This window comes from Bacteroides sp. RCH18, from assembly GCF_058231005.1.
The window spans coordinates 1,301,450-1,324,514 of sequence record NZ_JBIPTC010000001.1; the positions used below are offsets into that span (position 1 = coordinate 1,301,450).

At 45.4% G+C, this 23,065-nt stretch carries 18 protein-coding genes; 7 read left to right on the forward strand and 11 right to left on the reverse strand.

The genetic code is table 11. The features are described from left to right. Positions 1 to 48: 48 nt before the first annotated feature. From uxuA to ACHLI0_RS05260, 6 genes are all read right to left on the reverse strand, one after another. The gene (gene uxuA / locus ACHLI0_RS05235; RefSeq protein ID WP_055221034.1) at positions 49 to 1,218 is read right to left on the reverse strand and encodes a mannonate dehydratase; all 1,170 of its coding nucleotides are present in this window, start codon (positions 1,216 to 1,218) and stop codon (positions 49 to 51) included. Between the two features lie 34 nt (positions 1,219 to 1,252). Next, entirely contained in the window at positions 1,253 to 2,065 is an 813-nt protein-coding gene (locus tag ACHLI0_RS05240) for an SDR family oxidoreductase (RefSeq protein WP_008762343.1), read from the reverse strand. Between the two features lie 20 nt (positions 2,066 to 2,085). After that, positions 2,086 to 3,156, reverse strand: coding sequence for a LacI family DNA-binding transcriptional regulator (locus ACHLI0_RS05245; protein WP_008764858.1), 1,071 nt, complete (start codon positions 3,154 to 3,156; stop codon positions 2,086 to 2,088). A 425-nt stretch (positions 3,157 to 3,581) separates the two neighbouring features. Further along, positions 3,582 to 3,869: a YtxH domain-containing protein gene (locus ACHLI0_RS05250; RefSeq protein WP_008762341.1), complete on the reverse strand. Its 288-nt coding sequence runs from the start codon at positions 3,867 to 3,869 to the stop codon at positions 3,582 to 3,584. A gap of 44 nt (positions 3,870 to 3,913) precedes the next feature. Then, positions 3,914 to 4,159: a GlsB/YeaQ/YmgE family stress response membrane protein gene (locus ACHLI0_RS05255; RefSeq protein WP_008764857.1), complete on the reverse strand. Its 246-nt coding sequence runs from the start codon at positions 4,157 to 4,159 to the stop codon at positions 3,914 to 3,916. Between the two features lie 92 nt (positions 4,160 to 4,251). Beyond that, the gene (locus tag ACHLI0_RS05260) at positions 4,252 to 5,385 is read right to left on the reverse strand and encodes a glycerate kinase (RefSeq protein ID WP_055221038.1); all 1,134 of its coding nucleotides are present in this window, start codon (positions 5,383 to 5,385) and stop codon (positions 4,252 to 4,254) included. Positions 5,386 to 5,482: 97 nt separating this feature from the next. On the opposite strand from ACHLI0_RS05260, the gene ACHLI0_RS05265 reads away from it, so the two are divergent. Then, positions 5,483 to 6,691 carry an MFS transporter gene (locus ACHLI0_RS05265; RefSeq protein ID WP_490748588.1) on the forward strand — a complete coding sequence of 403 codons (1,209 nt, stop codon included), beginning with the start codon at positions 5,483 to 5,485 and terminating at the stop codon, positions 6,689 to 6,691. Between the two features lie 83 nt (positions 6,692 to 6,774). On the opposite strand, the gene ACHLI0_RS05270 is transcribed toward ACHLI0_RS05265, so the two are convergent. Next, positions 6,775 to 8,256, reverse strand: coding sequence for a RagB/SusD family nutrient uptake outer membrane protein (locus ACHLI0_RS05270; protein WP_490748589.1), 1,482 nt, complete (start codon positions 8,254 to 8,256; stop codon positions 6,775 to 6,777). 13 nt (positions 8,257 to 8,269) lie between these two features. Next, positions 8,270 to 11,398, reverse strand: coding sequence for a SusC/RagA family TonB-linked outer membrane protein (locus tag ACHLI0_RS05275; protein ID WP_490748590.1), 3,129 nt, complete (start codon positions 11,396 to 11,398; stop codon positions 8,270 to 8,272). A gap of 164 nt (positions 11,399 to 11,562) precedes the next feature. On the opposite strand from ACHLI0_RS05275, the gene ACHLI0_RS05280 reads away from it, so the two are divergent. The 6 genes from ACHLI0_RS05280 to bioD all read left to right on the forward strand — a co-directional run bounded on the left by ACHLI0_RS05280 (position 11,563) and on the right by bioD (position 18,493). Then, a complete protein-coding gene (locus tag ACHLI0_RS05280; RefSeq protein ID WP_062694836.1) occupies positions 11,563 to 12,675 on the forward strand; it encodes a DUF4421 domain-containing protein in 1,113 nt (370 codons plus the stop codon). A gap of 121 nt (positions 12,676 to 12,796) precedes the next feature. Next, positions 12,797 to 15,211 carry an adenosylmethionine--8-amino-7-oxononanoate transaminase gene (gene bioA / locus ACHLI0_RS05285; protein WP_490748592.1) on the forward strand — a complete coding sequence of 805 codons (2,415 nt, stop codon included), beginning with the start codon at positions 12,797 to 12,799 and terminating at the stop codon, positions 15,209 to 15,211. Between the two features lie 31 nt (positions 15,212 to 15,242). Then, complete coding sequence (locus tag ACHLI0_RS05290) at positions 15,243 to 16,397, forward strand: 8-amino-7-oxononanoate synthase (protein WP_055221042.1); 1,155 nt, start codon at positions 15,243 to 15,245, stop codon at positions 16,395 to 16,397. Continuing rightward, entirely contained in the window at positions 16,394 to 17,053 is a 660-nt protein-coding gene (locus ACHLI0_RS05295; RefSeq protein WP_202572795.1) for a DUF452 family protein, read from the forward strand. Before ACHLI0_RS05290 ends, ACHLI0_RS05295 begins: the two co-directional genes overlap by 4 nt. A gap of 10 nt (positions 17,054 to 17,063) precedes the next feature. Beyond that, on the forward strand, positions 17,064 to 17,849 hold the full coding sequence (gene bioC, locus ACHLI0_RS05300; protein WP_490748594.1) for a malonyl-ACP O-methyltransferase BioC: 786 nt from the start codon (positions 17,064 to 17,066) through the stop codon (positions 17,847 to 17,849). Further along, positions 17,846 to 18,493: a dethiobiotin synthase gene (bioD, locus tag ACHLI0_RS05305; protein ID WP_259031368.1), complete on the forward strand. Its 648-nt coding sequence runs from the start codon at positions 17,846 to 17,848 to the stop codon at positions 18,491 to 18,493. The genes bioC and bioD overlap by 4 nt, the downstream gene beginning before the upstream one ends. Before the next feature lie 24 nt (positions 18,494 to 18,517). On the opposite strand, the gene ACHLI0_RS05310 is transcribed toward bioD, so the two are convergent. The 3 genes from ACHLI0_RS05310 to accC form a co-directional block, all read right to left on the reverse strand. After that, entirely contained in the window at positions 18,518 to 20,875 is a 2,358-nt protein-coding gene (locus tag ACHLI0_RS05310; protein WP_490748595.1) for a PAS domain-containing protein, read from the reverse strand. A gap of 90 nt (positions 20,876 to 20,965) precedes the next feature. Next, entirely contained in the window at positions 20,966 to 21,490 is a 525-nt protein-coding gene (locus tag ACHLI0_RS05315) for a biotin/lipoyl-containing protein (RefSeq protein WP_008762328.1), read from the reverse strand. A gap of 58 nt (positions 21,491 to 21,548) precedes the next feature. Then, positions 21,549 to 23,060: an acetyl-CoA carboxylase biotin carboxylase subunit gene (accC, locus tag ACHLI0_RS05320; protein ID WP_490748596.1), complete on the reverse strand. Its 1,512-nt coding sequence runs from the start codon at positions 23,058 to 23,060 to the stop codon at positions 21,549 to 21,551. Positions 23,061 to 23,065 lie beyond the last annotated feature (5 nt).

Here is a 23,065-nt window from a genome sequence, read left to right on the forward strand (position 1 = left end):
ATAATAGCCGTAGTGTCTTTAAAATAGATTGCTAATTATGAATTCTGCTTATAGAATAGACTTTGCAATACCCATTTCCAAACCGCGAAGTTCTGCCAATCCACGAAGACGGCCTAAGCAGGAATATCCCGGATTTGTTTTCTTCTTCAGATCATCAATCATCTGATGACCATGGTCCGGACGCATAGCGATAGAACATTTACGACGTTGTTGCAGAAGAATCAGACTCTTCATTACGTTGTACATATCTACATTTCCCTCCAGATGGTTAGCTTCATAGAAGTTTCCTTCTTCGTCACGCTGTGTACTACGCAAGTGTACAAAGTTGACACGATCGCCAAAACGCTCCATCATACCTGCAAGGTCATTGTCAGCACGTACACCGAAAGAACCTGTACACAAGCAAAGACCGTTTGATTCGTTAGGAACGGCTTCAATCAGTTTTTTAAAGTCTTCTTCCGTACTTAGAATACGCGGTAAACCTAAAATTGTATAAGGAGGGTCGTCCGGATGGATCACCAGCTTCACTCCTACCTCATCAGCCACAGGCGCAATTTCTTTCAGGAAGAAGATCAAGTTAGAACGAAGTTTCTCAGCATCGATATCATTATAACGATCCAATGCTTCCTGAAACTGTTCTACGGTGAAACTTTCTTCCGATCCCGGAAGTCCGGCAATCATATTACGAACCAACAATTTCTTATCGTCTTCACTCATTTGTTCGAAACGGGCTTTTGCTTTGGCTATTTCTTCCGGAGTATAGTCTTTCTCCGCATTCGGACGTTTCAGAATAAAGAGGTCGAAAGCAAGGAAGGCCGCCCTCTCAAAGCGAAGAGCTTTAGAGCCGTCAGGCATTGTATAAGCAAGGTCCGTACGTGTCCAGTCCAATACAGGCATGAAGTTATAGGTAACTACCATTACACCACATTTGGCCAGATTACGGATGCTTTCCTTATAGTTTTCAATATATTTCAAGAAATCACCGGTCTGCGTTTTGATATGTTCGTGCACAGGTACACTTTCTACAACGGACCAAGTCAGACCCACTTCTTCAATCATTTGCTTACGCTTCATGATTTCTTCTACTGTCCACACTTCGCCGTTCGGAATGTGATGAAGTGCGTTTACTATACCGGTAGCGCCTGCCTGTTTAATATCCCACAAGCTTACTGGGTCATTCGGACCATACCAGCGCCAAGTTTGTTCACATAGATACATAATATGATAAGTATTAAGTAATAAGTAATAGGTATTAAATGGAGAATGCGTCAAAACCTCCGTCGATAACAGCTACTGTACCTGTTACGAAGTTAGAAGCATCACTGATCAGATAATGAATAGTTCCGTAAAGATCTTCCGGTTCACCGAAACGATTGAACGGAGTATGAGCAAGAATTGTCTTGGAACGGTCAGTCAGAGAACCATCAGGATTTGTCAACAGCGCACGGTTCTGGTCAGTCAGGAAGAATCCCGGAGCGATAGCATTGACACGCAGACCGTTACCGAATTTCAAAGCCAGTTCGCCAGCCATATATTTAGTGAAGTTAGCAATAGCAGCTTTTGCAGCTCCGTAACCAACCACACGTGTCAACGGACGAAGAGCCGATTCGGAACAGAAGTTTACGATAGAACCTTTCTTCTGTTCTACCATGATTTCAGCAAATACCATTGTAGGCAATACTGTACCAAACAGATTCAGATCTACTACTTTCTTAAAGGCATCAATCTGCAAGTCAAAGAAAGTTTTGTCCGGAGCAATTGTTGCGCCTGCCATATTACCTCCGGCAGCATTCAGCAATACGTCAATACGGCCATAGGCTTTCATGATCTCCACTTTGTTACCTTCCAGCACTTCTTTGTCCATTACGTCCGTATACAGGAACATAGCTTCATTTCCTTCAGCTTTGATACTTTCTACCAATGCCTTACCTGCTTCTTCGCTTCTATCGAGTACAACAACTTTAGCTCCTTCTTTAGCTAAGTATGCAGCGATACCCTTACCTAAGATTCCGGCTCCACCGGTAATAACAACAACTTTGTCCTTTACGTTAAATAATTCATTCATGGTTCTTTTATTTATATGGTTTATAACTTATTGTTCAGATAATATTTCAGATTTTCTTTTAGAAGAATATCAATCGGCATCAGGTTCACCTTTTCGGGGTTCTGCTTGAACAGCAAATGATTGCACAATGATTTGATACCATCATATCCTTGTCGTTCGGGACGCTGTGCTACTAATGCAGTGATAACGCCATCGGAGAGCAGTTGAGTATTCCTTTCAATAAGATCGTAGCCAACCAATTTTACTTTTTGCATTCCTCTTGCTTTCAGGTAGTTTCCTAAGATGTAGCAAGTTGAATTAAAGATGATGCCTCCTTCTATAGTTGTATTCGCTTCAAAGATTTCGTCCAGCTTGATAAAATTGTAAACCGAATCATTGATTTTCAATTCTACTTCATGCAAATTTCCGGTAAATCCTGTTTCTTTCAGATAATGACAAAAGCCTTCTCTCCGGTTCTTTCCTTGATTTGAGTCGTTTTTTCCACTATGAATAATTCGTGCCATCAGAATATCCGAAGTCGAAGAAATCTTGTCTGTCAATAATCGCGCAGCAATCACTCCGGCATCATAAGACTCCGTTCCGAAATATGCCAACTGATGTTGCCCTTCAATATTGGAGTCAACATAAACATAGGGAATTTCATTCCTGTCAAGCTCTTGCGAAAGCCGTATAACAGAGTCGGTAAACAGTGTTGCAATCAATACCCCATCTACTTTTTCATCCAACAGGTTGCGGACAATATCATCAAATGTCTTGTTATTGTATTGATCGAAAAAGAGTTTAGTGATCGTTATATTATAAGATTCCATCTCTGAAGCCGCCTTATCGATACCCTCAGAAATAGCTTCCCAATATTCTCCGTGCGTAAAAGAAGGAGTAATTGCCACAAAATGATATTGTTTTTTAGATGCCAACGAACGCGCCATCAGATTCGGCTGATAATGAACCATCTCCAGAATAGTCTGGACTTTCTTCCTGTTCTCTTCAGATACCCGTCCACGATTATGAATCACCCGGTCTACCGTACCGACAGAGACTCCCGCCATCTTGGCGATGTCTACAATACGAATATTTGAGAATTCTTTGTCCATATACTGATAAGTATCTTGTTTTTCGACGACAAATGTAAAATGAATTATTGAATTAAGCAAAAGTGTGTGCGCACACACATTCTATTATAGAAATGCTATAAATATGATATTCAGATATTTAACAAAGAAAGACAAGTAATACGTATGTTGTTAAACATAAGAAAAAGAGTGGAAAAAGCCATCAAATATTCGTTTGGGAGGTAATAAACACCATGACAGAAAAGCTTTTTATCTGTGAAAAGAACAAAAAAGAGGGATGTAAAAGGTAAAATGTGTACGGACACACACTGATTATTCTATGCAAAAGCAGATATGAAGGATAGTGACAGTATCCGGTTAAGGTAGATTTTCAAGAAGGAAGCTATAAGTACAAAAGAAAAGTGATAACCAGTTATTTTAAACCTGATTACCACTTTCAAGGATGATTATTTCTCCCATTTTTCTTTTGCTTTTCCAACTGCTTTATCAGCCTCTTCAGCTACTTTATCTGCGACCTTAGCTCCTGTTTCAACAGCTTTTAAGCCAAGATTCATTGCTTTTCTTTCAGCTTCGGCTGCTGCTATTTCAGCATCACGACCGATACGGTGAATAGCGTTATAAATATCACTCTCCAACTGTCTGGCTTTTGCTGTACGTGAAAGACGATAAGCTACTGCACCAAGGATTGAACCAATTCCAAGTCCAATCCAGAAATTTCCATGTCTACATTCCATAATTAAGTTCTGTTTTTAGATTAAAAATAAATTATATAAAATCTTTATTTAGATTTCGAGAATAAAGAAGCAATCCATAATACCAGAATAGCTCCTACGGTAGAAGTTATCAAACTTCCAATCAATCCCGAAGCCGCAAGTCCGAAAAGGGCAAATACCCAACCGCCCAGCACTCCTCCGAGAATACCAAGTAACAAATTTATAATAAGGCCAAAACCTCCGCCACGCATTATCTTACCTGCAAGAAAGCCGGCTATAATACCAATAATAATATACCAAATAAAGCCCATTTTATCCTCCTTTTTTATTTAACAACATCAGGTACCACGAATAGTTCAGTAAGTCAAAAATGAATTAACGACAATTTACACTACAAACGCCATTATAAATTCACTAAAGAGATAATTTGGGCAACAGTCCGGCAAATGTTTTTCTTAGCAACTTCCGGCTTCATGGCTGTTTCCAAAGACATGGGCGAAGGAATGATAGAAAAGACACCTTGAAAACCTGCCTGATTCAGAATTTCCGTATCCTCTATACTGCCTGCCACAACAATGACCGGTATCCCTTGTCGTTTCGCCTCTTCTAATATTCCGGAGGGTACTTTTCCCATTAAAGATTGACGGTCTGTTCTCCCCTCACCGGTTATGATCAGATCAGCACCTTTTATTTTCTCACTAAATTTCAATGTTTGGAGCAGTAAATCAATGCCGGGCTTTAGTTCAGCATTCAGAAAAGCAAGAAAGGCACCTCCCAAGCCTCCGGCAGCTCCTGCTCCGGGAACGTGAGTAATTTCTCTTCCGGTAGTTGAATGGATCAACCGGGAAAAAGACTGCATACCCACATCTAATTTCTCTATCATTGTATCATCCGCCCCCTTCTGTCGGGCAAAAACATGCGCAGCACCTTCCGGGCCACAAAAGGGATTTCGCACATCACAGGCTATCGTGAAACGAGTATCTTTAAGTGCAGGATGAACGGAAGAAAAATCAATAGCGGCAATTCGATGCAGAATTTCGCCTCCTTTTCCCAAGACTGCTCCATCCTTATCGAGAAATCGGGCTCCTAATGCTTGTAACAGACCTACTCCGGCATCATTCGTAGCACTTCCTCCGATACCTATGACAAATTCCCGATATCCCTGTTCAATAGCGTGCAATATCAATTCACCGGTTCCATAAGTAGTGGTCAGCATCGGATTTCGTTCCGTTTCTGATAATAGCGGCAGACCATTCACGGTGGCCATCTCAATAAAAGCAATGCATTTGTCGCCCGAAACTCCATAAGTGGTTTCTATCGGACGCATCAAAGGATCATTCGCTATGATCTTCTGATAAGTGCCTCGTGTTGCTTCTACCAAGACAGTCAATATTCCCTCACCTCCGTCGGCTATCGGAAAACGAATGACTTCACAATCCGGACAAACCAGCTTTATGCCTTCTTCCGCCGCCTTTTCCGCCTCTGATGAGGAAAGACACCCTTTGAAAGAATCCATCGCTAATACTACTTTCTTCATTACTTATAGATTTAATTGTGACAAATATATTGAGAAACGGGAAGTTTACGTACCTTTGCAGTCATTTTTTCAGGAACATTTCAAAAGAATAGGTATTATGGTACAGAATCAGGAACAACCCGTAGGAAGAATTACATTTTCTATCCTCATCGCACTAAGCCTTTCGCATTGTCTCAATGATCTTTTGCAGTCCGTTATATCGGCAGCCTATCCATTATTCAAAGACGATTTGGGACTCAACTTTGCACAGATCGGCCTTATCACACTGGTTTATCAACTCTCGGCTTCGGTATTCCAGCCAATCACCGGAATCATCTTCGATAAACATCCCGTTGCCTGGTCACTACCTATCGGAATGAGCTTTACAATGATAGGAATGATCAATCTGGCATTCTCCAACAATCTTTACTGGATGCTGGTCTCTGTTTTTCTGATCGGAATCGGTTCTTCCGTCTTGCATCCGGAGGCATCACGTATCACTTTTCTTGCCTCGGGTGGAAAACGGGGACTGGCACAATCGTTATTTCAGGTAGGAGGCAATTTAGGAGGTTCACTAGGTCCTTTATTGGTGGCTTTGCTGGTGGCTCCTTATGGCAGAGAGCATCTAGCCGTTTTTACACTTTTTGCTTTGGCTGCTATCGGAGTCATGTATCCGATCTGCAAATGGTACAAATCTTATCTCAACCGAATGAAAGAGCAAAAGACTACAGTGAAAAAGGCTGTACATTTGCCTTTACCGATGGATAAGACTGCTTTATCTATCGGAATCCTACTGATATTAATCTTCTCAAAGTATATCTATATGGCAAGCCTTACCAGTTATTATACATTCTATTTGATTCATAAATTCAATGTAACTGTACAGGAATCTCAATTATACTTATTTATTTTTCTGGTAGCTACTGCTATCGGAACATTGCTCGGTGGTCCTATCGGCGACCGTGTAGGACGTAAATATGTGATTTGGGCTTCTATTTTAGGGGCTGCACCTTTTAGTTTACTGATGCCGCATGCCACTTTAGCATGGACCATCATCTTAAGTTTTTGTGTAGGACTGATGCTTTCGTCTGCTTTTCCGGCTATCCTGCTTTATGCGCAAGAGCTACTCCCTACCAAGCTAGGATTGATTTCCGGTCTTTTCTTTGGTTTTGCCTTCGGAGTAGCAGGTATCGCTTCGGCTGTACTTGGCAATATGGCTGATAAATTTGGAATTGAGTCGGTTTATAACGTTTGCGCTTATATGCCGTTATTGGGATTAGTCACGTTCTTTTTGCCCAATTTAAAGAAACAGAAGATACAGGTATAAAAAAAATGACCGGTATGCATCGTCACGACGTATACCGGTCTACAAGTTAAGGTCAAAGTCAAAAAATTAAGAGAGCTATTTATTTATAAGTTAGGGTTTGCATTTATCTCTTTTTCAGGGATAGCATACAGATAATAAGAACTGTTTGCCGAGAACGCTTTACCATCCGGAAAATTAAGGAACCAATGTCCTAACGGATTTCTTTTCGCAAAACTACCGTCTTCCTGCCAGCAATCCACTTCCGTTTTCTGCATATCCTCAGATAAAGCCATACGTTCTACCGCCTTCTGATTACGGAGTACATCCGTTATACCGAATCCTTCTCCCCAAAGTTCGCGCCGGCGTTCCATCAGAATTTCGTCAATCACCTGCTCTTTCGTTTTCCCTGTCACATCGTAATTACCTGCGCCACGGGCAGTACGTAATGTATTCAATGGGGCAACAGCCTGATCCAGTGCTACTCCATCCCTGGCCTTGGCTTCCGCTTCTATCAGATACATTTCTGCCGAACGCATCAGTACCAGATCCGCAGTATCATCCGAACGCATATGGAATTTCTTATAACCCAGATATCCTTCACGCATCCATTGGAAAAGAGGCAGACGGATGTCATCTTTAGCAAAAGTATCCATCAAGTGCGGATCGGCCATAAAGCTACTGTAAGCTCCGACATACGTTGCATCCAGATAATAGAAATTATAACTTGCATCCGATTGCGAGAGTGTTTGAGGAGATCCCCAAATCCATTCTTTATTGGAAATATTATTAAAACCTTCGTATTCGGCAGTGGTAGTCATTAATGAATATCCTTTGCGTGCAGCTTCGGCAGCTTTGGCGGCTTCTCCCCATTGCCCTGTCAATAAGTAAGCACGTGCCAGAAGACCGTTGACAACATCCGTATTCGGTTTGAATTTCTGCCCGTCGCCCTTGCGGACGTAGTTTGTCAGATAATCCTGTGCGAGATTCAAATCATCAAAGATCTGCTGGAAAACTTGTGCCACTGTCGATTTTCCTTTCGGCTCGGTACTACTCGTAGTCGGTTCCGTATATATAGGCACACAAGGAGCATCTTTATCTTTCAAATATGTAAACTGATAATGCTGTACCAAATGCAGATAGCAAAAGGCACGCAAAGCCAATGCCTGTCCCTGTGCCTGCCGAAGTTCCTCGGAGTCACCTTTAATCGAAATGGCAGTGTTGCAGTTATCAATTGTCTTATAGATCAGATACCAGGCAAACGAAGTTCTTCCATCGGAAGGAATCGCCACGTCATTGAACTGATAGGAAGAATTGAACCCATATTTCGGACGGGAAACAACATCGCTCGCCATCATATCATCCTGACATTGAAGTGCCCGATAACCAATATTGGCATACGTCGTTCCGTATTCAAACAGGTTATACCAAGCTCCGTTGAAGAGACGTTCTGCATTTCCAGCTACTGCTACCTGATCGGAGCTTACCGCATCCGTCGGTTCCGTATCCAGAAAGCTACTGCTACAACTCGTTGCCAGAAACAGTCCGGCAACAGCAGTAAGTATAGATTGAATTTTTATCTTTTTCATATATCGTGTAATTTTAGAAAGATAGATTGATACCTCCGGAAATAGTTCGCATAGCCGGATAACGGTAATAAGTGATACCCGTGATTCCCTGTTCAGGGTCAAGTCCCTGATTCCGGTGAATAGTAAACAGGTTATCTCCCTGCACAAACACCTGGACACTGCTCAATGCCAGTTTGCTGATCCACTGTTTCGGCAGATCGTAAGAGAGCGTCAGGTTTTTCAGTCTCATATATGAGTTGTTCTGCAAGAAACGGGTGGAAGCTGAGTTCCAGTTATTGGAAGTAGTGCTCAAAGCAGGCACGTCTGTATAACGGTTTTCCGGTGTCCATCTCTTCAATATCTCCGTAGACCAGTCACGGCCTTCCAGACTTCCGTTGTGCAGAATCATGGTAATATCACGATTGTAGATATATCCGCCGATACTATAAGCAAAGATGGCGGACAGATCGAACCCTTTCCATGAAAGCGATGTATTAAAACCGCCATAAACTTTCGGGAGGGAAGATTTATTGACGTAATAATAACTTGCCGAAGCATAATCGCTTGTTGTGACACGTTTTCCGGTCAAATTATCATTGGCATCTTTCTCATCCATATACCACAGCGGATTACCGTTGTCAGGGTCTACTCCCGCCCATTCTTTCATATAGAAGTCATAGACTGACCGTCCTACCTGCAATTTATTCACGCCACTTTGCGGCATATCCTTCAGCGGAAGTTCCGTCACCTTATTCTTATAATGCGTCAGGTTCATTCCGAGTTTCCATACCCATCCATTCTGATTGATAATGGTTCCGTTCAGCACCATCTCAATACCTGTATTCTTCAATGCGCCTACATTTTCATCAATAGAACCATATCCTAAGGAAGGAGCGATCGGACGGGAATAAAGCAAATCTTTGGAACGACGCGTAAAGAAGTCGAACGAACCGGAAAAACGGTTGTTAAACAGTGAGAAATCAACGCCGACGTTAAAGTTCAGGTTCGTCTCCCACTTCAGGTTCGGGGTAGCCATACGGTCGGAAACCAAGGCATTCTCTCCGAGATTGGAAACGATGGTATAAAGTCCCTTGCTTGCATAATAAGTACCCAGATTATCATTTCCCTGCGCACCGTAGCTCATCTTTAATGTCAGAGCAGAAAGCCAGTTGGTAGTGGAAGCCATAAAACTTTCACGGTCGATACGCCATGAAGTTCCCAAAGACCAGAAGTTACCCCAGCGAGTCTCCGGTGCAAAACGGGAAGAACCGTCACGACGAAAGGAAGCGGAGAAAAAGTATTTATTCTGATAGTCATAAAGCGCCTGGGTTAGATATCCCACCAAAGCATAATCGATACGATAACCGGAACCGCCTGTCAACTGTGAGCCGACTACCAGTTCGGGCATATCAGGCTGTGCCATCTTCGTACGTGAAGCAGTCAGTTCATCATAGCGGTACGAATAGGCTTCCATTCCGGCAAGCACATTAAAGTGATGATCACCGATGGTTTTATCATACGACGCGATATTGTTCCATGTCCATGAAAAAGTACGTGAGTTCAAGCGGCTGGAACCACCTCCGTTTTCCAGAGCCGGACCGATTTTCGGATTCGTATAATCCAACGTATTATAGTTGATCAGGTCGAAGTTGAAACTTGTCTTGAATTTCAGCCCTTCGATGATCGTAGCTTCGAGATAAGTACGACCGGAAAATTCATCTTTCATCCGTTCCGATTTATCCAAAGGCAAGGTAGCCGGCAAGTTCCAGTTAGCCATAGAACCGGAAGGACGGTATGAACCGAAATCATAGATACGATCCCCATTATCATCCAGCTTGTAGCTGCCGTCCGTATTCATTTCATAAATAGGATAAAATCCGGGCATAGTACGTCCTGCAGTAATCACGTTGCTTGTTTTGGAATCCGAAGAAACCGGATAATTCTGCATGGAATGGGCGAAACTCAGGTTGATGCTTCCTTTCAGCCAGGAAGTCATTTCACTGGTCACGTTCGAACGAAGGTTGAAACGTTGGTAGCCGGATTCGAGTGCAATACCTTTATCATTCAGGTAGCCGGCAGAAAAGAAGTATTGATTAGCCTTTCCACCACCGGAAACACTCAGATTCAGTTCGGTACGAAGCGCTTGCTGCTCCATCGCGTCACTCCAGTCGGAGTTCCATAACGGACGAGCACCTGCTGCCAGCTTTCCGTCTGTCCCCACAGGTTGCGGATATTGTGTACCGTAAGGATTCGGACCGCCTCCCATCAATTTTGTAACCAAGTCTTTGGAAGCCTGAGCAGCTGCGGTGACAGGGGTATAATCGGAGCTCTTGGCATACTGGTTGCGAAGCGCTTCCCAGTAAAGTTCGAAATACTGATTGGTATTGACGCGGTCATAATCACGTACCGCACGACTGGAACCACCCAGTGTAGCTTTCACCTTGACAGTAGCTTTCGAGTCCTGCTGTCCCTGCTTTGTGGTAATGATAATCACACCGTTCGCACCACGCGAACCGTACAGAGCTGCAGATGCAGCATCTTTCAGCACAGTCATGGAAGCGATGTCATCAGGATTGATCGAGTTGACGCTGCCATCAAAAGGTACGCCATCTACCACATACAACGGGGCACTGGAAGCATTGATCGAACCGATACCACGAATACGGATTTCGGCATCCGTACCGGGCTGACCGCTGGAAGCACTGGCTTGCACACCGGATACCGTACCTTCAAGTACACGGGATACGCTGGAAGTCTGTAACTTCTCGATCTCTCCCGCCTTCATTGTCGAGGCAGCTCCGGTAAAACTATATTTTTTGGCGGTAGCATAAGCTACAACCATCACTTCTTCCAGTTCTTTGCTCTCCGATTCCATGGTGACATTGATCACATTCCGGTTGTTCACCGCTTGTTCCACTGTCCGCAATCCTACAAAGCGGAAAACGATAGTCCCATTGGCAGGGGCTTCAATTGAATAGTTTCCATCGATATCGGTAATGGTGCCGGAGGAGGCCCCTTTCACTTGTACGGAAACACCGGGTAAAGGCTCTCCTTCAGAAGTCACAGTACCCGTTACGCGTTTCTCTTGTTGTGCTTCTGCATACACTACATTGCCGGCAGAAAGCAATAGAAACGCCACTAATAAACGTAAATAGATTCTCATAATTTTGTGGCTTAGGATTTATTTGCTTGTTCTAACTAACAGAATACATATCTCATTTGTTTAGGAAACGAAACATTTTTTTAGACGATTATTAGTATAAATCAACGAAAGGTAGTACATTCGTGAAACGAACAGCATCAATCATAGCAACGAAAAATCACAGGATGAAGCAAATTGTTCTATCTCTTTTTCTGTTTCTGTCACTCTCCTTACAGGCCCAAACTGAAAGGAGAGATACCCTTATGAGCGATAGTCTGCAAACTGATTCTGTGATACCGGCCAAACCAAGCGCTTTCAAGAGAGCGATCAGGAAGTTCATGAATTTCAGTGACTTCGACACCCTTTATATCAGTCACAACCGGTATAATTACGCATTGATGACCACCCATTTCAGCAACTTTGAATATTATTCCGTTACCAGCAATCTGCCCCAACCGCAGAAGCTGAGTTTCTCTCCCAATCCGCATAACAAGATAGGATTGTACTTCGGCTGGCGATGGATCTTCCTGGGATGGTCTGTAGACGTGGACGACATTTACCGGAAGACCAACCGAAGGAACAAGGGAACCGAGTTCGATTTAAGTCTATACAGTTCCAAGCTGGGAGTGGACATCTTCTATCGTCGCACAGGTAACAACTATAAGATTCATAAGATCAACGGTTTCCCGGAAGATGTCCCCGCCAATTACTCCGAAAAGTTCAATGGGATAAAAGTAGATATCAAGGGACTGAACCTATACTATATCTTCAACAACCGCAAATTCTCCTACCCTGCCGCTTTCAGCCAGTCAACCAATCAGCGCAGGAATGCAGGTTCGTTTATCGCAGGCTTTTCCATTTCAAAACATAATCTTGAGTTCGACTATGCGGAACTTCCGGATTTCATACTGGAAGCGATGAATCCTGCCATGAAAGTCAACAATATAAAATACACCAATGCCAATATCAGTTTCGGTTATGCCTATAACTGGGTATTTGCCCGCAACTGTCTGGCATGCTTGTCTCTCACTCCCGCCATAGCTTACAAAGCCTCCGATGTAGATGCAGAAACCCACGAAGGGAAGACATGGTACGGCAATTTTAACCTGGACTTTCTGATCCGTGCGGGAGTTGTCTATAATAACGGAAAATATTTCGTCGGCACTTCATTTGTCGGAAAGAACTATAATTACCACCGGAACAATTTCTCACTGGACAACGGGTTCGGAACGCTTCAGATATACGTCGGATTCAATTTCAATTTACGCAAGGAATATAGAAGAAAGAATACAAGATAAAGGGTGTGTATAAACGATACAAGGTAAGGGTGTATATTTGCAGTATATTATTGTATCGCTTGCTTATCCAAAGAATCTTTGTACATTTGCCCCGTTCTTAACTTCAAAAAACAAGAACCTGATGAAGAAACAACGCCACATACAGACCACCCGTTCCCTTCTTTCCCGCTTCCGCTACTGGGGCAGGAAGAACTATGCCGCTTTTGCGAGTATGGGACGTGAATTTCAGATCGGTCATCTGCATACCAATGTGGTAGATGTGGCTCTTCGCAAGCAGAATGCAAAAGTTACTATCCCTTATCATACATTTATGACACTTCAAGAAATCAAAGACCAAGTACTGGCAGGCTTCGACATATCGTCCGCCCAAGCCACTTGGCTGGCCAACATGGCCGACAGCGAGGCGCTTTATGCCGCCGCGCATGAGATTACCGTCACCTGTGCTTCGCACGAGTTCGATATGTGTTCCATCATCAACGCCAAGTCCGGCCGGTGTCCGGAGAACTGCAAATGGTGTGCACAATCCTCTCACTACAAGACTCAAGCCGAGATTTACGATCTCCTGCCCGCTGAAGAATGTCTCCGACAGGCAAAATACAACGAAAGTCAAGACGTCAACCGTTTCTCCCTTGTCACCAGCGGACGAAAACCTTCTCCCAAACAGATCAGTCAACTTTGCGATGCGGCCCGCCTTATGCGGAAACATTCGTCCATCCAACTTTGTGCATCCCTTGGATTACTCAACGAAGAAGAACTCCGCGCCTTGCACACAGCCGGAATCACCCGCTATCACTGCAACCTCGAAACAGCTCCTTCCTATTTCCCCACACTCTGCTCCACACATACACAAGAGCAGAAACTGGCCACTCTCGACGCCGCCCGCCGGGTAGGAATGGATATCTGCTGCGGTGGCATCATCGGCATGGGAGAAACAATGGAACAACGCATTGAATTTGCTTTCACCTTGGCGGAATTGAATGTACAGTCCATCCCCATCAACCTGCTAAGTCCGATCCCCGGAACTCCACTGGAAAATGAAAAGGCATTGAGCGAAGAAGAAATCCTGCGAACCGTCGCCCTGTTCCGCTTCATCAATCCTACCGCTTTCCTGCGTTTCGCCGGAGGACGTTCGCAGCTCACTCCCGAAGCCATGCGCAAAGCCTTGTTTGTCGGCATCAATTCCGCCATCGTGGGCGATTTGCTGACCACACTCGGTTCCAAGGTTTCCGACGACAAGAAGATGATTCTGGAAGAAGGTTACCACTTCGCCGACTCTCAGTTTGACCGCGAGCATTTGTGGCATCCTTATACTTCTACTACCGATCCATTGCCTGTCTACAAAGTAAAGCGGGCGGACGGAGCAACAATCACACTCGAAGACGGGCGGACACTCATCGAGGGAATGTCGTCCTGGTGGTGTGCTGTGCACGGATACAATCATCCGGTATTGAATCAGGCGGCAAAAGACCAGTTAGACAAGATGTCCCATGTCATGTTCGGAGGACTGACTCATGATCCGGCCATCGAGTTAGGCAAACTGCTGTTGCCCTTGGTTCCCCCATCCATGCAAAAGATATTTTATGCGGATTCCGGTTCGGTGGCGGTAGAAGTTGCCTTGAAGATGGCCGTGCAATATTGGTATGCAGCCGGAAAGCCCGACAAGAACAATTTCGTAACCATCCGTTCCGGTTATCATGGCGACACTTGGAATGCCATGTCCGTATGCGATCCCGTCACCGGGATGCACAGTCTTTTCGGTTCATCGCTTCCTGTCCGATATTTCGTTCCGGCTCCCTCTTCGCGATTTGACGGAGAATGGAATCCGGACGACATCATCCCCCTGCGGGAAACGATAAAGAAACACTCCAAAGAACTGGCGGCGCTCATCCTCGAACCCATTGTTCAGGGAGCAGGCGGTATGTGGTTTTATCACCCGCAGTATCTGCGTGAAGCGGAAAAACTCTGCAAAGAACACAATATCCTCCTGATCTTTGACGAAATAGCCACAGGGTTCGGACGCACCGGCAAACTCTTTGCCTGGGAACACGCCGGAGTGGAACCGGACATCATGTGCATCGGAAAGGCGCTGACCGGAGGATACATGACACTGTCTGCCGTATTGGCAAGCAATCAGATAGCAGATACCATCTCCAATCATGCCCCAAAGGCTTTTATGCACGGTCCTACCTTTATGGGGAATCCGCTCGCGTGTGCGGTGGCGTGTGCTTCTGTCCGGTTACTGCTCGACTCCGGCTGGGCAGAGAATGTGAAACGAATCGAAGCTCAGTTAAAAGAAGAACTGGCTCCCGCCCGCAAGTTTCCGCAAGTAGCGGATGTACGGATATTAGGAGCCATAGGAGTCATCCAGACAGAACGTTCGGTGAGCATGGCATATATGCAACGCCGCTTCGTAGAAGAAGGTATCTGGGTACGTCCGTTCGGAAAACTGGTCTACCTGATGCCCCCGTTCATCATCTCTCCGGAGCAGTTAAGCAAACTGACTTCTGGAGTACTTAAAATAGTCAGAGAGATGTAACTCAACTATCTTCTCAAAAAATGAATAGATTATGATTTTAGACTCTATCAATCAAGAACTTCTGACTTTAAAAGAGAAGAAGAATTACCGTTCCCTCCCACAGTTGATTCATGATGGAAGAGACGTGACAGTAGACGGACGACGGATGCTGAACTTATCATCCAATGATTATCTGGGGTTAGCCAATGAAGTGTCTTTAAGAGAAGCGTTCTTAAAGACCATTACTCCGGAAACCTTTCTGCCCACTTCCTCTTCCTCCCGCCTGCTGACAGGCAACTTCACTGCCTATCAGGAACTGGAACAGCAACTGGCCACTATGTTCGGAGCAGAAAGCGCCCTTCTGTTCAATAGCGGATACCACGCCAACACAGGGATACTTCCTGCCGTCAGTGATGCCCGTACATTGATCCTTGCGGACAAACTCGTACATGCCAGCCTGATAGACGGAATCAGATTATCATCTGCCAAATGTATCCGGTACCGGCACAATGACTTAGCCCAGCTCCGGCGTCTTCTTGAAGAAAACCACGGTATGTATGAGAAGATGATCATCGTTACCGAGAGTATCTTCAGCATGGACGGAGACGAAGCCGACCTGCAAGCGCTGGTACGATTGAAACACGATTACTCCAATCTTCTTCTCTATGTAGACGAAGCCCACGCTTTCGGAGCACGGGGCGAGAAAGGCTTAGGATGTGCCGAAGAACAAAACTGCATCAACGACATCGACTTTCTGGTAGGAACATTCGGGAAGGCGGCAGCATCCGCCGGCGCATATATCGTCTGCCGGCAGACCATCCGGGAATATCTGATCAATAAGATGCGTACCTTTATCTTCACGACAGCCCTTCCTCCTGTCAATATCCAGTGGACCGCATGGGTACTGAAACACTTCGCCGATTTCCGGAGCAAAAGGGAGCATCTGCTGCAAATCAGCCGGAAACTGAAAGAAGCACTGACCGAGAAGGGATACAACTGTCCTTCCGTCAGCCACATCGTGCCGATGGTGGTCGGAGCAAGCGAAGATACCATCAGGAAGGCCGAAGAATTGCAACGCAAGGGATTCTATGCCCTGCCGGTACGCCCGCCTACAGTACCCGAAGGGACTTCCCGTATCCGCTTCTCATTGACAGCGGACATCACAGAAAAAGAAATCGATACACTTATAGAAATCATTAACGGATGAAACAGACTTTTATTATCAGGAACAATGAAAAGCACCTTCTACTATTCTTCGCAGGATGGGGAATGGACGAAACGCCCTTCCGACATATCCATCCGGCGGAATGTGACTGGATGATTTGTTACGATTATCGTTCGTTGGAGTTCGATACGACTTTGATACAGGCATATTCCGAGATTACGCTGATCGCATGGTCGATGGGAGTCTGGGCGGCTTCGCAGGTAATGAAGCAATATCCCTCCCTGCCTGTTTCCCAAAGTACCGCCATCAACGGAACACTTTATCCGATACACGAAACGGAAGGAATCACGCCATCCGTTTTTGAAGGCACCCTGCAAGGACTGAACGAACAAACCCTACTGAAATTTCAGCGAAGAATGTGTGGTTCCGCTGCTGATTACAAGGTTTTTCAGACAATGGCTCCCAAACGTCCGGTTGAAGAACTGAAAGAAGAGCTTGCCGCCATCCGGCAGCAATACCTGTCATCCCTCCCTTCGGAGTTTGTCTGGCAGACAGCCATCATCGGAGATAACGACCGGATTTTCCTTCCGGACCATCAAGAGCAGGCATGGAGCAACAAGGCAGACTCCCTCCTGCACGTCGAAGCTGCCCATTATCAGCAGGAGCTTTTTAATGAGGTAATCATGAATATTAAATAATCATTAATCAATGAATAAGACAATTATTGCAGAACGTTTCTCAAAAGCCATCTCCACCTATCCCCGTGAGGCAAATGTACAACGGCAGATAGCAGATAAAATGATCCGCCTGCTTCAGAAACATATTCCCTCTCCCTGTCCGAAAGTAATCGAGTTCGGATGCGGGACGGGCATTTACTCCCGAATGTTGCTCCGCACCCTTCGTCCGGAAGAGTTGCTTCTGAATGACTTATGTCCGGAGATGAGGTATTGCTGCGAAGATTTATTAAGAGAGAAACAAGTCTCTTTTCTTCCCGGAGATGCGGAGACGATTCCTTTTCCGGATAAAAGTACGTTGATTACTTCCTGTTCCGCTTTGCAATGGTTCGAGTCGCCGGAGGAGTTCTTCAAAAGGTGTAATACATTGCTTCACAGTCAAGGATACTTTGCTTTCAGTACTTTTGGGAAAAAGAATATGAAGGAGATACGTGAGCTTACCGGAAAGGGACTGCCCTATCGTTCAAAGGAAGAGCTTGAAGCAGCCTTGTCGTTCCACTTTGATATACTGTACTCAGAAGAAGAACTGATCCCCCTTTCTTTCGAAGATCCGATGAAAGTGCTGTATCATCTGAAGCAGACGGGGGTGAATGGTTTGTCAGCGCAATCATCCCTCTATCCGAAGCACGAAAAACAGACTTGGACCCGTCGAGATTTGCAGCATTTTTGCGAACGTTACACACAAGAATTTACACAGGGCACTTCAGTGTCCCTGACATATCACCCTATTTATATCATAGCAAAAAAGAAAAAAGTATGAAACAGAATGTATATTTTGTAAGCGGTATCGATACCGATGCCGGTAAAAGTTACGCGACCGGCTACCTGGCACGCGAATGGAATAAAAACGGCAAAAGAACCATTACGCAGAAGTTTATCCAGACAGGAAATGTGGGGCATTCCGAAGATATAGACCTGCATCGGCGCATTATGGAAATCCCTTTCACCCGGGAAGATCAGGAAGGGCTGACCATGCCGGAGATCTTTTCTTATCCCGCCTCCCCCCATCTGGCTTCCCGACTGGATCATCGTCCCATCGATTTCGACAAGATCAAGCATGCCACCGAAGTATTAAGCGAACGGTATGACTGTGTTCTGCTTGAAGGCGCGGGCGGTCTGATGGTTCCTCTGACTACGGAGCTCCTGACGATTGACTATATCGCACAGGAGAAATATCCGCTTATCTTCGTGACTTCCGGAAAGCTGGGCAGCATCAATCATACTCTCCTGAGTCTTGAAGCCATACAGAAACGAGGCATTGTGCTGGATACAGTACTTTATAATCTTTATCCGACAGTAGAGGATAAAACGATTCAGGATGATACGATGGAGTTTATACGGACTTGGCTCGAAAGGTACTTCCCGGAAACAAAGTTCTTATTAGTTCCCGAGATAGGAAAGTGAGTATAATACAATCACTTGTAGTTACTACCCGCAACACTTCCCCAACGCCTCTTCCAATGCAGCTTTTGAAACCGGCTTCGTGACAAAGTCATTACAGCCGGCTTCCAAAGCCTGCTCCTTGTCCGCTTCGAAAGCATAGGCAGTCAAGGCAATGACAGGAATCTCCTTCGAATAGGAACGAATAATGCGGGTAGCCTCCAGTCCACCCATACGAGGCATCTTAATATCCATCAGAATCAAATCCGGCTGGAACTGTTTATACATCTCCACCGCCTCAAAGCCATCTTTCGCCCATAGCAGGGTGTAATCTTTGCCGATCATATTCTTGATCAGTACAAAGTTGCTGTCCACATCTTCAGCTACCAGAATCTTCTTGATCTTCTGCATCCTCTTGATGGTGTGGCTGATGTATTTCGTTTCCGAAACCTCGGAAAATGCAATACGGTCATCCGAGCGTTCTTTATAAGGTATCGTAAAGAAGAAAGTCGATCCTTTGCCTACTTCCGAAGTGGCTCCGATCTCCCCTCCTATCTTCTCTATGATCATCCGGCAGATGGCAAGTCCGAGACCTGTCCCCTGCGCAAACGAGTTCAACTTGACAAAACGGTCGAAAATATGTCCCACCTTGTCGGGAGCTATTCCGATGCCTGTATCCTTCACATAAAAACGGATACATTGATTATCGACTTTAAAGCCAAAGCGGATTTCACCGGAAAGCGTGAATTTACCGGCATTGGTGAGGAAGTTGGTGATAACCTGCGCAATGCGGTTCCGGTCTTCTTCAATAATCAGGTCATCGTCTTCATTGTCCAAAATAAGGGTCACTCCTTCCTGCACACGATCCTTATGAATCTGATAGATATTCCGGCATACTTCACCCAGATTCATCGGCTGTCTGACGTATTCCAATGTACCGGCTTCTATCTTTGACAAGTCCAAGATGTCATTAATCAGCTGCAACAGGATCTCTGAGTTCTGATTGATAATGCTCGAATAGAGTTTTTCTTCTTCAAGGGTTTCGGCAGAAGGCAACAGATTGGAGAAACCGACAATCGCATTCAGCGGTGTCCGGATTTCATGGCTCATATTGGCAAGGAAGGCGGTTTTTAATCTGTCGGATTGCTCTGCCTTGATGCGTGCCTTAATCAGTTCCTGTTCGATATTCTGAAAGTTAGTGATATCCCAGGAGATGCCGATCAGAAGCGGTTCGCGCCCTTCCATCGGGACAAGCGCTTTCAGTGTCTGCACAATACGGGTCTCACCGGTGGCCGCCACGTAAGTCTCCTGCATATCAATCCGTTCATGCGTCCGGATCAATTCCAGATCATCCCTGCGAAACCTTTCGGCATCCGCACGCTCCGGAAAGATCTCAAAGTCCGTGCGGCCGATTGCCCGGGAGGCGGGAATCTTGGAATGTTCGGCAAATGCCTTGTTCCAATACAGATATCTGAAATCGTCTTCGGGATCTTTCACATACAGATAGACGGGGACATTATTCAGAATGCCGTCCAGCAGGAGGTTCAATTCACGAAGTTCATCCCGCTTCTTGATCACATCGGTAATGTCCTGCGTAAAAAACCAGATAAGCTCCGTATCATCTTCCTGTGTAAGGTAGGTAGAAACTTGGTGTACTCTGTTTTTCTCCTCGCCTTTGCGCACATACGCTGCACGGTATGAAAAGCTTCCGCCATTATCTCGTATATCTTTCAGTTTGGCTTCCCATAACTCCGGTGTGCGCATAGAGACGGGCAGGTCGTATATTTTCTGGGTACCCATCTGTTGGGTGACACCGTACTCTTCCATAAATTGCTTGTTGGCATATACCAGCGTTCCGTCACTGGAAACGGCAAGAATGCTGTCACTGACTTTGTCGAGTACGCTTTTGAATATCTCCAGCTGTTGCTGGGTGGCCACTCTTTCCGTGATGTCACGACACATGATCAGAACGTATTCTTCATCCAACGGAAAAATCCGGTTCTCGTAGTAATGGTGGGAGCCGTTGAAATCCATGTCGTGATGCGCCGCCGAGACAGTCCGCGTGGCGATCACTTTCTGCATATTGGCGTGGATGTTCTGATAGGCTTCGGGAGGCACCATCTGGCACATGTGCATTCCTTCAAAATCTTTGTTGGATATCCCGACATGATTGGTTTCTTCATTGGATACGACTTCAATCCCCACTTCGTTGTGGTTGAACACCGTCAGCATGTCCGGTAAGGAATTTAAGATTTTAACGGCATACCTTTCCTGAAAGCTGGTGGAGCTTTCTTCAGGTTGTTTATTCTGTTCCAGAGATCGAAGTTGTCGCTTCAGTTGCTCATTTTCTTTTCTAAGCAACTCCAATTCCTCTCTCAGTGCTTCTTTTGTTTGTTCGTTGTTCATAAGACATCCGGATATAAATACGTACTTATCTGCCAAAAGTAAAGAAAACTTTTGAGATAAGTACGTAAAACACCTTTATTTTTTCAAGAATCATTCAATCACCATAATCCGGTCGTTCAAACCGACCTTCATACCGTCTTCGACAAAGACTTCTTTCACCACTCCGTCGGTAACAGAACGAATCTCGTTTTCCATTTTCATGGCCACCAATACGCAAAGCGGGTCTCCACGCTTGACTTCGTCTCCCTTCTTCACGTATATTTTCAGGATCACCCCCGGCATCGGCGCCTGTACTACCTGACGTCCTACGGCTTCCGTACCGGCACGGGCATTGTGTATCTTTTCCATCTCTCCCTGTAGCTCTATCTGATAAAGCTCACCCTTATTCATGATGGTATAAGAATTATTGGAAGAAGGGGAAATCTGCACTCCATGCGAGTGATGATCGATGATGATCGAATGAATGGAGTCGCCTCCCATATTGTAATCGACCTCATATATTTTACCGTTGACCGCTATCTTCTTGATCGGTCCGTCTTCCAGAATCTCTACCTTATATTCACTGTCCGGCATATCCAGAAGCTTGGCATAATAAGTCGCTAACGATGTACCCATATCTTTCTAATTTTAATAAATGACCAACTTAACTTTCAATTTTCAACTCTCCACTTATTCAATAATTATTGGCAGTCATCTGCAACTTGCCATAATACTTCCAGAGAGATTCGCCCACTACAGGGAGTGTGGTGGCACGGGATGCAGCTTCTTTTTCCCTCTCGTAATGCCTGACGGCGGCAGCGATCACGGCAACAGTCGGGTCGGTATTCTGCCGACGCTTCAAGTCTTCCTTGTCAAAACGGGTGTCGATGAAAGTCGTATCATATTTTCCTTCGAGGAAAGCGGCATTCTTCAACACACGCTGATGGAAAGGAATCGTCGTCTTGATGCCCAGAATCTTATACTCACGCAAGGCACGTGCCATGTTGGAGATGGCGGATTCGCGGGTACGCCCCCAGCAGCAGAGCTTGGCAATCATCGGGTCATAGTGCAGGGAAACCTCGAATCCGGCATAGGCGGCACTGTCCAGACGGAAATTACGGCCTTCGGGAGCTTCACGAACGGTTATCACTCCGGGAGATGGCATAAAGTTATTCTCCGGATCTTCGGCATAGATACGGCATTCGATGGCAGCTCCGCTGAATTTTATATCTTCCTGCTTATACGGCAACGGATTGCCCGCAGCCACCGTGATCATGTCACGCACCAGATCGACACCGGTACATTCCTCCGTCACCGGATGCTCTACCTGCAAACGGGTATTCATTTCAAGGAAATAGAAGTTCTGGTCTTTATCCATCATGAACTCCAGTGTGCCGGCACTGTAATAACCGATCCGCTTGCAAGCCTCTACGGCTACTTTCAGCATCTTCTTACGGGTTTCGTCTTTCACAAACGGTGACGGAGACTCCTCGATCACCTTCTGATTACGTCGCTGAATGGAACATTCACGCTCGCCCAGATGAACCACATTGCCATATTTATCTCCCATAATCTGCACCTCGATATGGTGCGGATTCTCGATATATTTCTCTATATAGACCGCATCATTACCGAAAGAAGTACCCGCCTCGGACTGAGACAGACGAAGAGCCGTCTCCGCTTCTTCTTCGGAACGGACCAGACGCATCCCCTTTCCGCCTCCTCCGGCAAGCGCTTTCAACATAATAGGATAACCTACTTCCTTAGCAACCTTTTTCACTTCTTCGATCCCCTGCACGGGAGTTTCCGTTCCGGGAACGATGGGCAGCCCCGCTTCACGCATGATTTTGCGTGCCTCAGTCTTGATCCCCATCTTAGCAATAATATCGGCACCGGGACCGATAAAGATCACTCCTTCTTCTTCGCAACGACGGGCAAAGTCGGCATTCTCCGACAAGAACCCATATCCCGGATGAATGGCGGCTCCGGTCTTTTTGGCAATGGCCAGTATCAACTCCGGCTTCAAATAAGAAGTATCCTCCGGCGAATTGGAGATGCAATAAGCCTCCTCCGCATAGCGAACATGCAAAGCTCCCCTGTCTACATGCGTGTAAACAGCCACCGTCGAAATATTCATCACCCGGCAAGTACGGAAGATGCGCATGGCTATCTCTCCACGATTAGCAACTAATATTTTCTTTATCATAATCT